The 16,469-nt window shown below is 69.0% G+C and carries 16 protein-coding genes; 9 read left to right on the forward strand and 7 right to left on the reverse strand.

Annotated elements, in window-relative coordinates; all coding sequences use genetic code 11:
• Positions 1–178: 178 nt before the first annotated feature.
• Positions 179–1,060, forward strand: a complete 882-nt coding sequence (locus MKL01_RS22235; protein WP_243907359.1) for a 3-hydroxybutyryl-CoA dehydrogenase — start codon at positions 179–181, stop codon at positions 1,058–1,060.
• Positions 1,061–1,280: 220 nt separating this feature from the next.
• Here the strand turns inward: MKL01_RS22235 and MKL01_RS22240 are convergent, their stop codons facing one another.
• From MKL01_RS22240 to MKL01_RS22255, 4 genes are all read right to left on the reverse strand, one after another.
• Entirely contained in the window at positions 1,281–1,586 is a 306-nt protein-coding gene (locus MKL01_RS22240; RefSeq protein ID WP_243907360.1) for a hypothetical protein, read from the reverse strand.
• A 113-nt stretch (positions 1,587–1,699) separates the two neighbouring features.
• A complete protein-coding gene (locus MKL01_RS22245) occupies positions 1,700–2,713 on the reverse strand; it encodes an NAD(P)H-quinone oxidoreductase (RefSeq protein ID WP_243907361.1) in 1,014 nt (337 codons plus the stop codon).
• A 143-nt stretch (positions 2,714–2,856) separates the two neighbouring features.
• Positions 2,857–4,098: an ABC transporter substrate-binding protein gene (locus tag MKL01_RS22250; protein ID WP_243907362.1), complete on the reverse strand. Its 1,242-nt coding sequence runs from the start codon at positions 4,096–4,098 to the stop codon at positions 2,857–2,859.
• 113 nt (positions 4,099–4,211) lie between these two features.
• Positions 4,212–4,835, reverse strand: a complete 624-nt coding sequence (locus MKL01_RS22255) for a DUF938 domain-containing protein (protein WP_243907363.1) — start codon at positions 4,833–4,835, stop codon at positions 4,212–4,214.
• A 267-nt stretch (positions 4,836–5,102) separates the two neighbouring features.
• Here MKL01_RS22255 and kaiC point away from each other — a divergent pair, with 267 nt between their 5' ends.
• From kaiC to MKL01_RS22275, 4 genes are read left to right on the forward strand one after another with little or no spacing between them, the layout of a single operon-like run.
• Entirely contained in the window at positions 5,103–6,791 is a 1,689-nt protein-coding gene (gene kaiC, locus MKL01_RS22260) for a circadian clock protein KaiC (protein WP_243907364.1), read from the forward strand.
• Entirely contained in the window at positions 6,788–7,129 is a 342-nt protein-coding gene (locus MKL01_RS22265; protein ID WP_243907365.1) for a circadian clock KaiB family protein, read from the forward strand. Before kaiC ends, MKL01_RS22265 begins: the two co-directional genes overlap by 4 nt.
• Positions 7,126–7,440, forward strand: a complete 315-nt coding sequence (locus MKL01_RS22270) for a circadian clock KaiB family protein (protein ID WP_243907366.1) — start codon at positions 7,126–7,128, stop codon at positions 7,438–7,440. Before MKL01_RS22265 ends, MKL01_RS22270 begins: the two co-directional genes overlap by 4 nt.
• Positions 7,440–9,197, forward strand: a complete 1,758-nt coding sequence (locus MKL01_RS22275; protein WP_243907367.1) for a PAS domain-containing hybrid sensor histidine kinase/response regulator — start codon at positions 7,440–7,442, stop codon at positions 9,195–9,197. The genes MKL01_RS22270 and MKL01_RS22275 overlap by 1 nt, the downstream gene beginning before the upstream one ends.
• Positions 9,198–9,258: 61 nt before the next feature.
• Here MKL01_RS22275 and upp read toward each other — a convergent pair whose 3' ends face one another.
• Entirely contained in the window at positions 9,259–9,894 is a 636-nt protein-coding gene (upp, locus tag MKL01_RS22280; RefSeq protein WP_243907368.1) for a uracil phosphoribosyltransferase, read from the reverse strand.
• Positions 9,895–10,420: 526 nt separating this feature from the next.
• Here upp and MKL01_RS22285 point away from each other — a divergent pair.
• Positions 10,421–12,112 carry a methyl-accepting chemotaxis protein gene (locus MKL01_RS22285; protein ID WP_243907445.1) on the forward strand — a complete coding sequence of 564 codons (1,692 nt, stop codon included), beginning with the start codon at positions 10,421–10,423 and terminating at the stop codon, positions 12,110–12,112.
• 149 nt (positions 12,113–12,261) lie between these two features.
• On the opposite strand, the gene MKL01_RS22290 is transcribed toward MKL01_RS22285, so the two are convergent.
• Both MKL01_RS22290 and MKL01_RS22295 read right to left on the reverse strand, forming a co-directional pair.
• The gene (locus MKL01_RS22290) at positions 12,262–12,726 is read right to left on the reverse strand and encodes a DUF2852 domain-containing protein (protein ID WP_243907369.1); all 465 of its coding nucleotides are present in this window, start codon (positions 12,724–12,726) and stop codon (positions 12,262–12,264) included.
• Between the two features lie 57 nt (positions 12,727–12,783).
• Positions 12,784–13,467 (reverse strand): TetR/AcrR family transcriptional regulator, encoded by a 684-nt coding sequence (locus tag MKL01_RS22295; RefSeq protein ID WP_243907370.1) that lies wholly within the window; start codon positions 13,465–13,467, stop codon positions 12,784–12,786.
• 266 nt (positions 13,468–13,733) lie between these two features.
• Here MKL01_RS22295 and MKL01_RS22300 point away from each other — a divergent pair, with 266 nt between their 5' ends.
• The 3 genes from MKL01_RS22300 (at position 13,734) to MKL01_RS22310 (ending at position 15,928) form a co-directional block, all read left to right on the forward strand.
• Entirely contained in the window at positions 13,734–14,054 is a 321-nt protein-coding gene (locus MKL01_RS22300) for a hypothetical protein (protein WP_243907371.1), read from the forward strand.
• Between the two features lie 208 nt (positions 14,055–14,262).
• Positions 14,263–14,655, forward strand: a complete 393-nt coding sequence (locus tag MKL01_RS22305; RefSeq protein ID WP_243907372.1) for a thioredoxin family protein — start codon at positions 14,263–14,265, stop codon at positions 14,653–14,655.
• Positions 14,656–14,752: 97 nt separating this feature from the next.
• Positions 14,753–15,928, forward strand: a complete 1,176-nt coding sequence (locus MKL01_RS22310; RefSeq protein WP_243907373.1) for a glycosyltransferase — start codon at positions 14,753–14,755, stop codon at positions 15,926–15,928.
• Positions 15,929–16,469 lie beyond the last annotated feature (541 nt).

Below are 16,469 nucleotides of genomic sequence, written 5' to 3' on the forward strand. Positions count from 1 at the left end.
CACCGCCGACGGGCGGCGCGGGCGATGTCGCCGCGGGTTGTCCAGCGGGTTCCTTCCCCGCCGGAGATTGGTCTAGAAGGCTGCGACGGCAGATCTTCGCGCCTGTCGTCGCGTTGGCGCAGTCCGTCGAACCGGGCGGCCGTGCATCGGCATCCGCATTGGGGGCACAGGTCGGCAGATGGACATGGTGATCAATCGGATCGGGATCATCGGCGCGGGCCAGATGGGAAGCGGCATCGCGCAGGTCTGTGCCACGGCCGGTCTCGATGTCCTGCTGAACGACCGCGATCCGGCGCGCCTGGAGAACGGCCTGGGCACGGTCGCGGCCGGCCTCGGCCGTCTGGTGTCGAAGGGCAGCCTCACGGAGGACGAGAGCGAGGCGATCCGGGCCCGCATCGTGCCGGCCCGGGATTTTGCCGCACTCGGTCCGAGCGATCTGGTGATCGAGGCGGCTACCGAGAACGAGGCGACGAAGCGCGAGATCTTCTCGGCCCTGTGCGCGTCGCTGCGTCCGGAGACGCTGATCGCCACCAACACCTCGTCGATCTCGATCACCCGCCTCGCGGCGGCGACGGATCGGCCCGAGAAGTTCATCGGCATCCACTTCATGAACCCCGTGCCGGTGATGCAGCTCGTCGAGCTGATCCGGGGCATCGCCACCGAGGATGCCACCTACGAGGCGGCCAAGGTCTTCATCGCGAAGCTCGGCAAGACCTCGACGATGTCGGAGGATTTCCCGGCCTTCATCGTCAACCGCATCCTGTTGCCGATGATCAACGAGGCGATCTACACGCTCTACGAGGGCGTCGGCTCGGTCGAGTCGATCGACACGGCGATGCGGCTCGGCGCGAACCATCCGATGGGCCCGCTGCAGCTCGCCGACTTCATCGGCCTCGATACCTGCCTGTCGGTGATGCAGGTGCTCTACGAGGGCTTGGCGGATTCGAAATACCGTCCGTGCCCGCTGCTGGTGAAATACGTCGAGGCCGGCTGGCTCGGCCGGAAGGCCAAGCGCGGCTTCTACGATTACCGCGGCCCTACGCCGATCGCGACGCGCTGACCGCATCGACGCCGTCGGGGCGGGACGCGCTTCGGGCCACGCGGGACACGTCGTCAGGGAAGCCCGCGGCGGCCGTCCCGACTGTCGGAAGAAGACGGGACTACCGCCTGCCGTAGAAAAATGGGCGCAAAAAGAATGGGCCGCCGCCGCATGATCGGCGCCGGCCCTTCAGCATCGGGATACGCTCCGGAGCGTCAAGCTCCGCCCCGGAATGCGCGCCCTACTTCGCCTTCTCGCCGTTCGCGCCGGGCTGCGCCGGCTGCGGGTAGGACGGATTGCCGCCCGGCACCCCGGTGCTGTTCGACGGCGAGGTACCGCCGGACTGACCGTTCACCGAGCCGGTCACCTCGCGCCGGGACGCATCCTGGCTTTGGCTGGCATAGTCCTTCGGTGCGTTGCTGCCGTTCCAGGTCAGCAGGCCCACGGTGGCGATGGCCAGGAGCACGAGGCTCGCCACCAGCACCCAGAGCACGGATTTGCCGCGCTCGCCCTGCCGGCTCTCCTTCGGGTTCAATTTTTCGGCCATGTAAAACTACCTCGTCGGCGAAACGCAGCACGCGCGAGTGCGGCCTGCGACACGAATCCGTTACCGGCCGCAAACGCGGCGCCGACGACGCGGGTTCCTGCCGACCGCGACGGTCACAGCCCGGTGGTGAGCAGGATCTTGCCGAGATGGGCACTCGATTCCATCAGCTCGTGCGCCTTGCGCGCCTCCTCGAGCGGGAACGTCGCGTGGGTGACGGAGCGGACGCGCCCCGCGTCGAGTTCGGGCCAGACATCCCTGCGCAGCCCCTCGGCGATGGCCGCCTTGTCGGCCGTCGGGCGGGGCCGCAGCGTGGAACCGGTGAAGGTCAGGCGGTTGCGCATGATCGGCGTGATGTTCAGACCGTCGACCTTGTATCCGCCCATCAGGGCGATCATCACCAGGCGCCCGTCCGGCGCCAGGGACTTGATGTTGCGCGCGAGGTAGCTCGCGCCGATCATGTCGAGGATCACGTCGACGCCGCGTCCGTCCGTGAGGCGTTTCACCTCCTCGGCGAAGTCGGCCTGCTTGTAGTCGATCGCCGCATCCGCCCCGAGCTCCTCGCAGAACCGGCACTTCTCGGCGGAGCCCGCGGTGGCGAAGACCGTGGCACCGAACAGCTTCGCCATCTGGATCGCGGTGGCGCCGATGCCGCTGGAGCCGCCATGCACCAGGAAGCGCTCACCCCGGGCCAAACGCCCCCGCTGCACGACATTCGAGTAGACCGTGAAGAAGGTCTCGGGCAGCCCGGCGGCGTCGACCAGGGAGAGTGCCTTCGGCCGCGGCAGGCAGAGCCCCGCCTCGGCCACCGCGTACTCGGCGTAGCCGCCGCTGATCACGAGCGCGCAGACCTCGTCGCCGAGGGCGAGGCCGGTGACGCCCTTACCGAGGCCGACGACGCGGCCGGCGACTTCGAGGCCCGGGATCTCGGTGGCGCCGGGCGGGGGCGGATAGACGCCCGCGCGCTGCGCCACGTCGGGCCGGTTGACGCCGGCGGCAACCACCGCGATCAGGACCTGGCCGGGCTCGGGCTTCGGCAGGGGCGCGCTCTCGACGGCGATCACCTCCGGACCGCCCGCGCCCGTGTAGCGGACCTGACGCATGCTCTCGGGCAGGTCGGCACTGGCCATCGATCAATCCTTCGCGCGGGGTGTCCGGGCCACGTCCCTCGGGTCGCGGCCCGGCTGTACTTGCGGCAACGGACGCGCTTGGCAAGGTCGCCCTCAGCGAGGTCGCCTTCGGCGGCAGACCGGTCCGGCGCGCCGCCGGAGCCTCACCGCGCCGCGGCCTTCACGGCCGCCGGGATCACGATCTGCCCCTGGGCGAGGCTCTTCGGCCAGATCGCGATCTGCTTGCCGTCCTGCCACTGCGCCATCAGGCCGGTGATGAAGCCCTGGCCGTACCGGATCGAGTGCGTGAACGGGTCGTCCTTGCCGTAGTACTGGGTGCGGCCGACCGTGCCCTCCCAGTCGGTGGCCTCCAGGGCGTCCACCAGCTTGTCGGCCTCGGTGGAGCCGGCGCGCTTCACCGCGTCCGCGGCGTAGTAGACCTGATCGTACGCCATGTAGCCCGCGTAGGACGGATCGCTTCCGAAGCGTTTCTTGAACGCGTCGCTGAAGGCCAGCGACTTGCCGGTGATCGCCGCGCCGGGCACCGCGATGCTCTGGAAGATCACGCCCTGCGTGGCGCCGTTGGTGTTGGCCCAGAAGGTCGAGGAGGTCGCCTGCGAGTTCATGCCGGTCATGGCGAGCGGCACCTGCTGGTTCTGCCACTGCACGGTCGGCTGCACGCCGACATGGGAGATGCCGGTGACGATCAGGTCGGGCTTGGCCGCCTCGATCTTGTTGTAGATCGGCGTGAAATCACCCGTGTCCGGCGAGAACCTGATGTGGTCGACGACTTTCACGCCGATCTCGGGCAGGCACTTCTCGTATCCGACGTCGAGCGGCCGGGTCCAGGCCGCGTCCTCGCTCATGATCGCCGCGGTCTTGACCTTCATCAGGTCGAGGATCAGGTCCTTGGTGGAATCGCAGATCGACTGCGCGAGCGCCGCGGAAGTCAGGTAGCCGTGGAAGGTGTACTTGTTGCGCGCGTAGTCCTTGTGGACGGCGAGACTGATCTCGTTGGATGCGGCGCCGGGGGTGATCATCGGGGTCTTGAGCCGGGCCGCCCAGGGCATCAGCGCGAGCACCACCTCCGAGATGTAGCTGGCGATGACGAGGTTGACCTTGTCCTCGGACACCGCCCGCTGGAAGGCCCGGACCGCGTCGGACGCGGAACTCTTGTCGTCGTAGGTGACGACCTGGATCTGCCGTCCGTCGACGCCGCCCCTGGCGTTGATCTCGTCGGCAGCGAGCTGAACCGCCTGCGGGATCGAGGCGCCGACCACCGACTGCGCCTCGGCGATCACCCCGATCCGGATCGGGTCGGCGGCGCGTGCCGGACCCGCTCCCACCAACCCCGCCACTGCGAGCAGGGCCGCCGCCCGGCTCGAAACGCTGCGATCGCTTGCCATCGGTTTCCTCCTGGGGGCCGTACGGCTTTTCCCGCCGCATCGGTGCCACGGGCCGATAGTGCCTCAATCGCTGGCCTGAATACAATGTGCAGCCGTGGGACCGGATGGCGAAATCAGTCCGGTTCGCGGCGGTAGATCAGGCTCAGATTGCTGGCCGGCATGGGGACGCGCCGGACGAGTGCCAGCCCGTGCTTCGCCGCCGCCGCCGAGACGGATTCGAGGTCGCGCACGCCCCATTCCGGATCGCGTCCGCGCAGGGAGGCGTCGAACGCGGCGTTGCTCTCCGTGCTGTGGCGTCCGCCCTCTCGGAAGGGACCGTAGAGGAACAGCATACCGCTCCCGGCCAGGACCCGGCCGGCGCCGGCCATCAGGCCCTCGGTGGCGGACCAGGGCGCGATATGGATCATGTTGATGCACACGACGGCTTCGACCGGCTCGACAGGCCAGCGGTCGGCGGCGGCATCGAGGGCGAGCGGCGGCAGGATGTTCGCCGCCCCGGACCGGCGCGCATGCGCCGCGACGCTGCGCCGGGCCGCCGCGTCGGCGTCGCTCGGCAGCCAGGTCAGGCCCGGCAGCGCGGCGGCGAAGTGCACCGCGTGTTCCCCGGAGCCGCTGGCGATCTCCAGGACGGTGCCGCTGGCCGGGAGGATCGCGCGGAGCACGGCGAGGATCGCGTCCCTGTTGCGGGCGACCGCCGGCGCCTCCAGGGCGTCGCCGTCCGCATTCCAATCCAGCATCGCGCGTCTCCTGCGTTTTCCGCGATCTTCCGGAGCGGTCGTGCAACACTCTAGCGTGTCGCCGGCCGGGTCGGCCGCATATTGCGCTGAGGCCGACCTTGTCATACCCGGACCGGGTCGGCGTTCATGCTCGTCCTGCGTGTCGCTCAAGCCGCACTGCACCCCTCCAAGGCCTCAAGCCGCCACGGCTCGGCTTCGGAAGCACGGCTCGCGAGGCCCTGTATCCGGAGCCAAGTCGCGCCAGAGACGTCCGGGACTTCCAGCATCGTGCCTGATCCGCAAGCCCAATTGACGCTGCCCAAGGCCCTGACGGGCATCGCGGGCTTCGATGACCTGACGTTCGGCGGCTTGCCGGCCGGGCGCCCGTCGCTGATCTGCGGCTCCGCGGGCTGCGGCAAGACGCTGTTCGCCACGACGTTCCTGGTCAACGGCGCGACCCGCTACGGCGAGCCCGGCGTCTTCATGAGCTTCGAGGAGCGCGCCGAGGATCTGGCGGCCAACGTCGCGTCCCTCGGCTACGACCTCGACGGTCTCGTGGCCGCGGGCCGTCTCGCCATCGACCACGTGCGCGTGGAGCGCAGCGAGATCGAGGAGAGCGGCGACTACGACCTGGAGGGCCTGTTCATCCGCCTCGGCTTCGCGGTGGACAGCGTCGGCGCCAAGCGGGTCGTGCTCGACACGCTCGAGACGCTGTTTGCCGGCTTCAACGATCCGGCGCTCCTGCGCGCCGAGCTGCGCCGCCTGTTCGGCTGGATCAAGGACCGGGGGCTGACGGCGATCATCACCGGCGAGCGGGGCGAGGGCCAGCTCACCCGCCAGGGCCTGGAGGAGTACGTCTCCGACTGCGTGGTGCTGCTCGACAACCGGGTCGAGGACCAGATCACCACCCGGCGCCTGCGGGTGGTCAAGTATCGCGGCTCGGCGCACGGCACGAACGAATATCCGTTCCTGATCGACCATGCGGGGATCAGCGTCCTGCCGGTCACGTCCGCGGACCTCGATTACGCGGTGCCCGGCGGCGTGCTCCCGACCGGCATCGCCGGCCTCGACGCGATGCTCGGGCCGGGCGGCTTCCACCGCGGCTCCAGCATCCTGATCTCCGGCGAAGCGGGGACGGGAAAGTCCATGCTTTCCGCCTCGATCGTCGATGCCGCCTGCCGGCGCGGCGAGCGTTGCCTGATCTTCGCCTTCGAGGAGAGCGGCGACCAGATCATCCGGAACGCCCGCTCCCTGGGACTGGATCTGACGCGGCATCGCGACCGCGGCCTGCTGCGCTTCGAGACGGCCCGGCCCAGCCTGCACGGGCTCGAAACGCATCTGGCACGGATGCACCGCGACCTCGACCAGTTCCGGCCGGACATCGTGGTGATCGATCCGATCTCCGCCCTGCGCGGCTCAGCCAGCACTCTGCAGGCGACGCTTCTGCGGATGATCGACCTGATCAAGAGCCGTGGCATCACGGCGGTCTTCACCACGCTGCGCGGCGATGGGTCCGTCGGGCAGGACGACGATATCGGCGTTTCCTCGTTGATGGATGCCTGGATCAAGCTGGAGAATCTGGAGGCGAACGGCGAGCGGACGCGCACGCTCTACGTCATCAAGGCGCGGGGCATGAGCCACTCGAACCAGATCCGGGAATATCTGTTGTCGTCTGGCGGGATCAGGCTCATCGACGCCTATATCGGTCCCGCGGGTGTCCTCACCGGGACGGCCCGCCACGTTCAGGAGGCGCAGGAGCGGGCGGCCGCCGAGGAGCGCCGGCGCGAGACCGAGCGCACGCTGCGCGATGTCGTCCGGCGGCGTTTCGCGATCGAGCGGCAGATCGAGGAGCTTCGAGCCGGGTTGGAAGCGGCGGAGGACGAGGAAGAGCGCCTCCGCTCGGAGGAGAGGTTGCGTGAGGCACGCTCCGAGACGGAGCGGCAGGAACTGACCGCACGACGGAGTGCTGCGGAATGAACGACGTGACCTCGGACGACCCGGCACCGCAGACGGACCCCGACCGCGATCCGGGACGTTACCACCTGCGTCTCTACGTGGCCGGCCAGACCACGAAATCCCTCGCCGCGATGACCAACCTCAAGCGCTTCTGCGAGGAGCACCTGGCGGGACGCTACGACATCGAGGTGGTCGACCTGCTGACGAATCCGCAGCTGGCCGCCGGTGACCAGATCCTGGCGATCCCGACCCTGGTGCGCCGCCTGCCCTCGCCGCTGAAGCGGATCATCGGCGACCTGTCGAATACCGATAAGGTGCTGGTCGGGCTCGATATCCGCCCGAAGGCGGACCAGCCTTGAACGGGTTCACGCCCCCGGACCCCGAGGACCGCTTCCGCCTCAGATTGTTCGTCGCCGGGACCGCGCCACGCTCCCTCCGCGCCGTGGAATCCCTGCGCCGCATCTGCGAGGCCCACATCCCCGGCCGATACGAGCTGGAGATCATCGACATCTACCAGCAGCCCGACTTGGCCGAGCGCGACGGCGTCCTGGCCGCTCCCACGCTGCTCAGGGTTTCTCCGCATCCCGAGCGCCGGATCTCGGGCGACCTCCTCGACGAAGGCCGCATCCTGCGCGGCCTCCAGATCGCTCCCGCCGCGGAGGCGCAGTGATGGATGTCGATGCGCTGCTGCCGGGCGACGACCCGGGTCCCGAAGCCTATCGCGCCCATATCCGGGAGCTCGAAGCGCGCCTGGAGGAGAGCGAGGAGACCCTGGCGGCCATTCGGCGGGGCGACTTCGACGCCGTGGTGGTCGAAGGGCCGAACCACGAGCGTCTGGTCTACACGCTGGAGAACGCGGACCGCCCCTATCGGGTGCTGATCGAGCAGATCCAGGAGGGGGCCTTCACGCTCGGGCTGGACGGCACCCTGCTCTACTGCAACCGCCGGCTGGCGGACATGCTCGGCGAGCCGCAGGAGCGGCTCCTGGGGCGGTCCCTGCGCGACTTCGTGCTGGGGGATACCGATCTCGATCGCCTGGTGCGGACGGCGATGACGAGCCCGGTGCGCGGCGAGGTCGAATTGCGCGCGGCGGCGGGGACCGAGAGCGCGACGTTCCTGTCGCTCAGCCGCTTCGAGCGGCAGGACGACGAGCCGCTCCTCTGCGGGATCCTGACCGACCTGACCGAGCAGCGGCGCAACATGCAGGCCCTGGCGGAGGCGCACGCGCGCCTCCAGTCCGAGAGCGTCGAGCGCGAGCAGGTCGAGGAAGCGCTGCGCCAGTCGCAGAAGCTGGAGGCGGTGGGACAGCTCACGGGCGGCGTGGCGCACGATTTCAACAACCTGCTGACCGTGATCAAGTCGTCCACCGACCTGCTCAAGCGGTCCGACCTGCCCGAGGCGCGGCGCCAGCGCTACATCGCGGCGATCTCCGACACGGTGGACCGCGCCGCCAAACTCACGGGTCAGCTCCTCGCCTTCGCCCGTCGGCAGGCGCTCCGCCCGGAGGTGATCGAGGTCGGCGCCTCGCTGCGCGCCGTGGCGGAAATGCTCGATTCGGTCACGGGCGCGCGCATCACCGTCGATGCCCGGATCCCGGAGGAGCCCTGCTACATCCGGGCGGATCTCAGCCAGTTCGAGACCGCGCTGATCAATATGGCCGTCAATGCCCGTGACGCGATGGGCGGCGAAGGCACGCTGACGCTCAACCTGAAGGGCGGACGGCCGATGCCGGCGATCCGCGGCCATGCGGGCTCGCGGAGCACGTTCGCGGCAGTTTCCCTCTCCGACACCGGCATCGGGATCTCACCCGAGGTGCTGCCGCGCATCTTCGAGCCGTTCTTCACCACCAAGGACATCGGCAAGGGGACAGGCCTCGGCCTCTCCCAGGTCTTCGGATTCGCCAAGCAATCGGGCGGCGACGTCGATGTGTCGAGCACGCCCGGCGAGGGAACCACCTTCGTCCTCTACCTGCCGCAGGTGGAGGCGGCGCCCGAGGCGGCGGATGCGAACCCCCGCGAGGACCGGGGTCTGGACGTGGAGAGCCTGTGCGTCCTGGTGGTGGAAGACAACGTAGAGGTCGGCCGTTTCGCCACGCAGATCCTGGAGGATCTCGGCCACCAGACCGTATGGGTCACGAACGCCGAGGAGGCGCTCCTGGAGATCGAGAAGATTCCGTTCCGCTTCGACGCGGTGTTCTCCGACGTGGTCATGCCCGGAATGGGCGGGATCGAACTCGCCCGGGCGCTGCAACGGCGTGTGCCCGATCTGCCGGTCGTGCTCACCTCCGGCTACAGCCACGTGCTGGCGGAAGAGGGGGCGCACGGGTTCAACCTGATCCAGAAACCCTACTCGGTGGAGCAGCTGTCCCGGGTCCTGCGCCAGGTCGCGGGACAGCAGCGCCTCGCCGGCCGCGGCATCAGGCAATAGGCTGCCCGTTCCGCGGTGAGATCCGGTCTGCCCGGATCGGCGATGGGCTCCGCCTGTCCGCTCAGCGCGTGCCGTACATCCGGTCTCCGGCATCGCCGAGGCCGGGAACGATGTAGCCGTGCTCGTTCAGATGGCTGTCGATGGCGGCCGTCCAGACCGGCACGTCGGGATGGGCGGACTGGAACTTGGCCAGGCCCTCCGGCGCCGCCAGCAGGCAGACGAAGCGGAGGTCCGAGGCGCCCCGCGCCTTGAGGCGGTCCAGGGCCGCGATCGCCGAGTTGGCGGTGGCCAGCATCGGGTCGAGGACAAGCACGGTCCGGTCGGCGAGGTCCGAGGGCGCCTTGAAGTAGTATTCGACGGCCTCCAGCGTGTCCGGGTCCCGGTAGAGGCCCACATGGGCGACGCGCGCCGACGGAACGAGGGACAGCATCCCGTCCAGGAAGCCGACTCCGGCGCGCAGGATCGGCGCCAGGACGAGCTTCTTGCCCTGGATCTGCCGGCCCTCCATCGGCTGGAGGGGCGTCTCGATGGTGACCGGTTCCAGGGGCAGATCCCGCGTCACCTCATAGGCCAGGAGCATGCCGATCTCGTTCAGGATCTGGCGGAAGCCCTTGGTCGAGCGGTTCTTGTCCCGCAGGTAGGTGAGCTTGTGCTGCACCAGCGGGTGATCCACCACGGTGACCCGACCCGTCGGCATCGCCATTCCTCTTCGCTCAGGCTGCCGGAGCAATGCCGGACCTCGCGCCGCGGTGCAACTTGTGTGCTGCCGTGTCCGGTCTCGCCTCGCGGAACCCGCGGCGATCCGCCGGGCGACCGTCGTCCAACCCCGGCCCGTGAAGCGCAACGGGCATCGTCGCACCCGCGCGGGGCAATGCCGCTCTCCACTGGTGCGGTGCCGACAGGCCGCCGGAGCCCGGCGGGCTCGGCCCGGATGCCGCCCAACCCGGCATCGGTAAGACAAATCCACCGGCTTTTTTAGAAAAATTATAATCTAGATTTTTCAAGGGCAATACGGGGATGAACTCCGCTATATCAAGTATATTTTGATATTTACTACTTCGGCATCATCAATACATGCGTATTAAAATCTTTTCACAAGAAAATAGTAACAGATTTTGCGACCAGAAAACTTGACCTTTAGCGTGCCATGCCTAATTGCCGCTCACATCACAGCCTTGCATGTCGCAAGATCGCCGCTCCTCTCGCTTTCACGGGCATGGGTTATGCGTTCGAAGTTCTCGCTCAGAACTGTTTTGGCACTTCTCTTCGGCTTGCTGGCATTGATCTCGGCCGGTCAAGGCGGCCTGTCACTTTACGAAATCGTCGGCATCCGCCAAGCCACCACCAGCGTCGCGACGAATTGGATGCCGTCCGTCGCACAGGTCAACGCGATCGAGGTCGCCGCCTCCGAGGTCCGCGTCAAACAGTACCGGCTCGTCCTGTTGTCGAACACACCCGAACAACGCCGGACGAACGAGGTCAATCTTGCGGGCACACACGATCGAATGCGCGAGACGCGCCGCACCTACGAGCCTCTGATCATCACGCCGCAGGAGCGGAGCCTCTATGACGGGTTCGCGGATGCCTGGACCAAGTTCGAACGCGCGGATCGAGAGATCCGCCGGCTCGTCGAAGCCGGGCGTCAGCAGGAAGCCCTGGTTCAGCTCAGCAGTCCCGAGGTCGTCGCCCTGTACGACGGGTCACGCGCACTGCTCACGCAGCTGGTGGAGCACGACGAGAAGGCCGCGACCAGAGACGCCGACGCCGCGATGGACCGGGCGAACACGGCATCCCTTACGGCGATGGCGGGGATCGGCCTGTCCATCGCTGCGGCTCTGGGCGCGGCGGTGTTCGGTCTGCTTCGAATCTCGCGGCCGATCCAGGCGATGACCGCGGCCATGTCGAAGCTGGCGGACGGGGAGACCGGAACCGAGGTTCCGTTCAGGCAGCGATCCGACGAGATCGGTGCGATGGCGGCCGCCGTGCAGGTGTTCAAGGAGAGTCTGATCCGCACGCGGCGGCTCGAAGCCGAGGCGGAGGAGGCGCGCCGGACCGCCGAGGCGCAGCGCAAAGCCACCCTCGTCCAGATCGCCGACCAGTTCGCTCAGGCGGTGGGCGGCATCATCGGACAGGTCTCCGCGTCGGCCAGCGAGTTGCAGTCCACCGCGCAGATCATGACCCGGACCGCGACCCGGACCGCGGATCAGACGACAACCGTGGCGGCTGCCGCCGAGGAGGCCGCCAGCAACGTCAGCACGGTGGCGGCCGCGGCCGAGGAGCTGGGCTCGTCGGTGCAGGAGATCGGCCGGCAGGTCGACGGCTCGGCGAAGCTGGCCCAGGCGGCGGTCGATGAGGCGGACCACACCAGTGCACTCGTTCAGGAGCTGAGCGCCGCTGTCGCTAAGATCGGCGACGTCGCCGGCCTGATCTCGAACATCGCCGGACAGACCAACCTTCTGGCGCTGAACGCCACGATCGAGGCGGCCCGCGCCGGCGAGGCGGGGCGCGGCTTCGCTGTGGTGGCGTCGGAGGTCAAGGCGCTGGCCGAGCAGACCGCGAAGGCCACCGAGGAGATCTCGAGCCAGATCGCCCGGGTCCAATCCTCCACCGGAGAGGCGGTCAGCGCCATCGGGGCGATCACGCGGCGCATCCGCGAGATCAACGGGGTGGCGACCTCGATCGCCGCCGCCGTCGAGGAGCAGGGCGCGGCCACCCAGGAGATTGTGCGCAACGTCGGCCAGGCCGCGCAGGGCACCGGCGAAGTGACGAGCAACATCGTGAGTGTGGCGGGGGCCGCCGAGGAAACCGGTCAGGCGGCCGGCCTGGTCCTGACCGAGGCCTCCCGCCTGTCGGAACAGTCCGAACATCTGACCGGCGAAGTGGACCGGTTCCTGAGTACGGTTCGGGCCGCCTGAGACCCGTGCGGCCGGAGCGGCATCTGCGGATGCCGCTCCGGCCGCCGATGGCGGAGGGCCGGGTCCAGGTCGAGCGGCCCGGACCCGGAACGGGTGTTCTCAGAGGGCGCCGGCTTGCCGGCTCGGGTCTGCCGAGAGCGGCGGCCGCGTCAGACCGAGCGGCCCTCGCCGCCCTCGCTCCTGCGCTTGGCCATGAAGGCGTCGAACTGCTCCCGGTCCTTGGCGCGCTTCAGCTCCTCCACGAACTGATCGAAGGCCCGGCTCTCCTCCTCCAGGGCCCGCCGTTGAGCCTCGAGCCGGTCGAGCTCGGTCCGGCGATAGGCGTCGAAGGCCGCGTTGCCGCTGCCGCCGCGGCGGTTCGCCGCCTCGAAGGCGCGGGCGAACCGGGACGCGGGCTGTGCGCCGTCGAGATCCGAGAAGGCCCGCCGCGCCTGGTCACGCAGTTCGGTGAAGGCCGGGTAGCCGGCCAGCTTCCAAGCGACCAGGGCGAGGCCGACGGGCCACCAGTAGACGAAGCCCACTACGATCGCGCCGATCTCGAGCGAACGACGCGGGAACGGGCCGGAGCGGCAGAGCCTGCCGGTCGCCCAGGGAGAGGAAGTTTGAGAGGTCACGGCTGTGCTCCGCTGTTCATGTGAACGCGGTTAACATGCGCGCGCCGGGAACGGCTTTCAAGGGCGGCTCGACCCGGCGCCCGCGCCGCCCTCGGCCGGTCGCGCCGCGCCGTGCACCAGGGCGAGGACACCGGCTCGCAAAAGCTCGAACTTGTCGGGAAATCCGGGTCCGCGCGGCAGGTGCCCGGCGGACGACAGGGTCGCGAGGCCGTGCGCCAGCGCCCACACTTCGAGGGCGATGAAGCGGGGTGCCACGCCGCCGAACCCGTCCGCGAAGGTCGCCTGGAGCGCCTCGACCAGAAGGTCGAAGGGGCTCGGACGCGCGGTCGGCCCGTCCGCTCCTGCGCCGCCCTCGAACCCGGGCGACGCGGCTTGCCCGCCCCGGGTCTCGAAGATGGCGGCATAATAGGCCGGCTCCTCCTCGGCGAAGGAAAGATAGGTCTCACCCATGCGCGTGAACCGCTCCAGCGGCGTCCCACGCGAGGTCAGGGCGCGCGCCAACCGGGCGGCGAGCTCGGCGAAGCCGCGGCCGGCAAGCTCCTCCAGCAGGGCCTCCCGGCCGCGGAAATGCCGATACAGGGCGGCCGGCGTCACGCCGACGAGGCGCGCGGCGTCCACCAGCGTGAAGCCGCCGATCCCGCGCTCGGCGATGAACCGACGCGCGGCCTCGATGAGAGCCTCCTTCAGGTTCCCGTGATGGTAATTGCGCCGATCGCTCGGTCCGTCCCGCCAGGGTCGCAAGATCACCCATCCTTTACGCGCTCGAACGCACCTCACAGAACGGCCGCGGCGCTGTCGAGCGCCGAGATCAGCGCGACCTGCAAAACCTGTGAGGCCAACACAGGCATTACGGGCGAGCAGGACGATTGTTTCGAGCCGTCGGTCCGCGCGGTCGCTTGACCGGGCCTTGACGACGCAACACTATTACAGACCGCGCCGGGGGACCAGCCTCGACGCCAGGGCCGATCCGACCGGCGGCGTATTCGAACACGGGATTCGGGTCCAATATGGCTTTCGAGAGCCTGGGGGCATGGCGCGCCCGCTCGGCGGCGCGCGCCGAGTGCACGGCACGGTTGAAGCGGGTGCTGAGCGAGGCGTTGGGGCTCGGTGCGGCCGACGCGCTGGCGATCAACGAGATCGCCTGCTCAGATCCCGGCTGCCCCGACATGGAGACCATCGTGCTGGTGATGCGTGCGGGCGCGCCGACGCGCGCCCTGCGGGTCCGGCGGCCGTTGAACGCCGTGGATGCCGACGACATCGCGGCGCTCGTCGCGGAGGATCGCTCGGCGCACGCGCCTTCGGCCGGTCCCGCCGCGGGTTCGAGGTAGGAATGCGTAGGGAAACCGGGACGCGGAAACGGTCCCGGTCGTGTCGCCGTCGGCAGCGACACACCCGAATCTCGATGATGTGACCCAAACGGCGCCGCTGAAGGCGTCGCGAGGCATCCGGACGCGGCAGTCATTGCCGGCGCGTGGTGTACCCTGCGCCGGAAGCCGCCATCCCGTCGGGGGTGATGCGGCGTGAGGGCCGTCCGTCATGAAAACCCGTCGGCATGTCCTGGCGCTGGCCGGTCTCGCCTGCTCCGCCGGCCTCGCGCCGGCGCTGGCCGGCGAAGCGATGCCATTCTCGGAACCCGCCTTCGAGGCCGCCCGGAAGGCCGGCAAGCCGGTCCTGATCGAGGTGAGCGCGCCGTGGTGCCCGATCTGCCGGACGCAGAAGCCGATCCTCGCGCGGCTTTCGGCCGAGCCGCGCTTCAAGGACCTGCAGATCTTCGACATCGACTTCGACAGCCAGAAGGATCTGCTGAAGCGCTTCGATGCCCGGATGCAGAGCACGCTGATCGCCTTCAAGGGGTCGGCCGAGGTCGGGCGCTCCGTCGGCGAGACCCAGCCGGAATGGATCGAGGGCCTGCTCGAGAAGGCATTGTGAGCGGCGTCGGCGGTCTTCCGGTTCCGTTCAGGCAAGCTGCGGCATAGCGCCGTTCGGCCCCGCTTCCCCGCGGCGGGCGCCGACGGAGAGACCGCCGTTGACCAGTGCCCCATCCTCGCCCGCAGCGATCCCCGACGCGATCGTGGCGATCCCCGTGCGCAACGAGGAGGATCGCATCGCGGCCTGCCTCCGGGCCGTCGACGCCCAGGAAGGCCTCGCGCCGGGAAGCCTCGGCCTGGTGCTGTTCCTGAACAACTGCACCGACCGGACCGAGGCCATCGTGGCGGAGCTGGTGCCGGCGCTGTCGATCCCGGTGCGCATCCTCACCGAGAACTTCGCGGGCGCCCATGCCGGCTGGGCGCGGCGACGGGCCATGGATGCCGCCGCCGCGTGGCTCGGCGATCGCGGCGGCGCGGGCCTCATCCTCTCCACAGACGCCGACAGCCGCGTGCCGCCGAACTGGATCGCCCGAAACCTGGCCGCCATCCGGGCGGGTGCGGACGCGGTCGCCGGCCGGGTCGAGCTCGATGCCGCCGAGGCGGCGTTGCTGCCCCCGTCGCTGCCCGCCCGCGGCCGACTCGAGGACATCTACGATGCCCTGATCACCGAGGCCGAGGCGCGCATCGACCCCGATCCGCACGACCCCTGGCCCTGCCACCGGACCGCGATCGGCGCGACCCTGGCGGTGACGCGCGCGGCGTATCTCCAGGTGGGCGGCATGCCGGAGATCCCGCTGGGCGAGGACGGCGCCTTCGTGGCGCGGCTCATCGAACACGGATTGCGCGTGCGTCACGCCACCGACGTCTGCGTGACCATATCGGCCCGCCTGGCCGGCCGAGCTTCCGGCGGCGTCGCCGACACGATCCGCTCCCGCTGCGAGGAGCCCGACGCGCTGTGCGATGCCCGGATGGAAGCCTTTCCGCGGGCGGTGATGCGCTATGTCTGGCGACGGCGTTTCCGCCGGCTGCACGGCCTGAGCCTGCTCGGCCGGAGCCACACCTGGGCGCGCCGGCTCGGGCTCGACGCCGCGGAGGCCAGTCGGATCGCCGCCCTGCCCCTGGGCCAGGCGATCGTGGAGGCGGAACGCGCCAGCCCCCGCCTCGCGTATCGGCCCATCGGCCCGCGCCAGTTGCCAGGGCAGATCCGGATCGCGCGGGTCGGCGTCGCCGCGATCCGGGTGGCCCTGCGGATTGCCGGCTCGGGCCGGAGTTACGCCTCCGCCACGGCGGCGGCGCACCGCGCCGGGATCGATCCGGAAACCGGCCGGATCTGATCCGGTCCGTCGCCCGATGCGCCGCACATGCCGGGGCGTACATTTCAGGGCGTGGGCGCGGCTGACCGTGTGGACGATCGCGCGATGGCCGGAAGCTGCCACAATGCGCCCAGCCGCGAACGGCGGTCTCGGGTCGATCGACGGCACGAAGGCAATGCCTGCGCCCGACATCGACGGCACTCGAAATCTGTTTCATCAGAAAAAATTCTAATTTCATAAGCTTTGATCGCGTCGGATTGTATTGTTATAATATATAATCGTGTGGACAATTCATTTACCGGCAGATCGTGCGAAAAATACACTCCTTATTATTTACATCGAACAGCAAAACCGTTTCGGTTCGAAAAAATCGATTCGTGCCGATCAGGATTTCATCGGGCGTTCGGCGGCGCGACACTTTTTCTGAGCCGCCAGACGCTTGCCGCAGGCACACTCACGGACCACAGGAAATTTCTCGCCGTTCGCGGCAAGGCCAACTCCCGACGGTCCGCGATGGGTGATGCGGATTGCGAACCCGCGCCGCGAGCCGCCCGGTCTCGGG

Source organism: Methylobacterium sp. J-070 (assembly GCF_022829385.1).
In the GTDB taxonomy this organism is placed as follows: domain Bacteria; phylum Pseudomonadota; class Alphaproteobacteria; order Rhizobiales; family Beijerinckiaceae; genus Methylobacterium.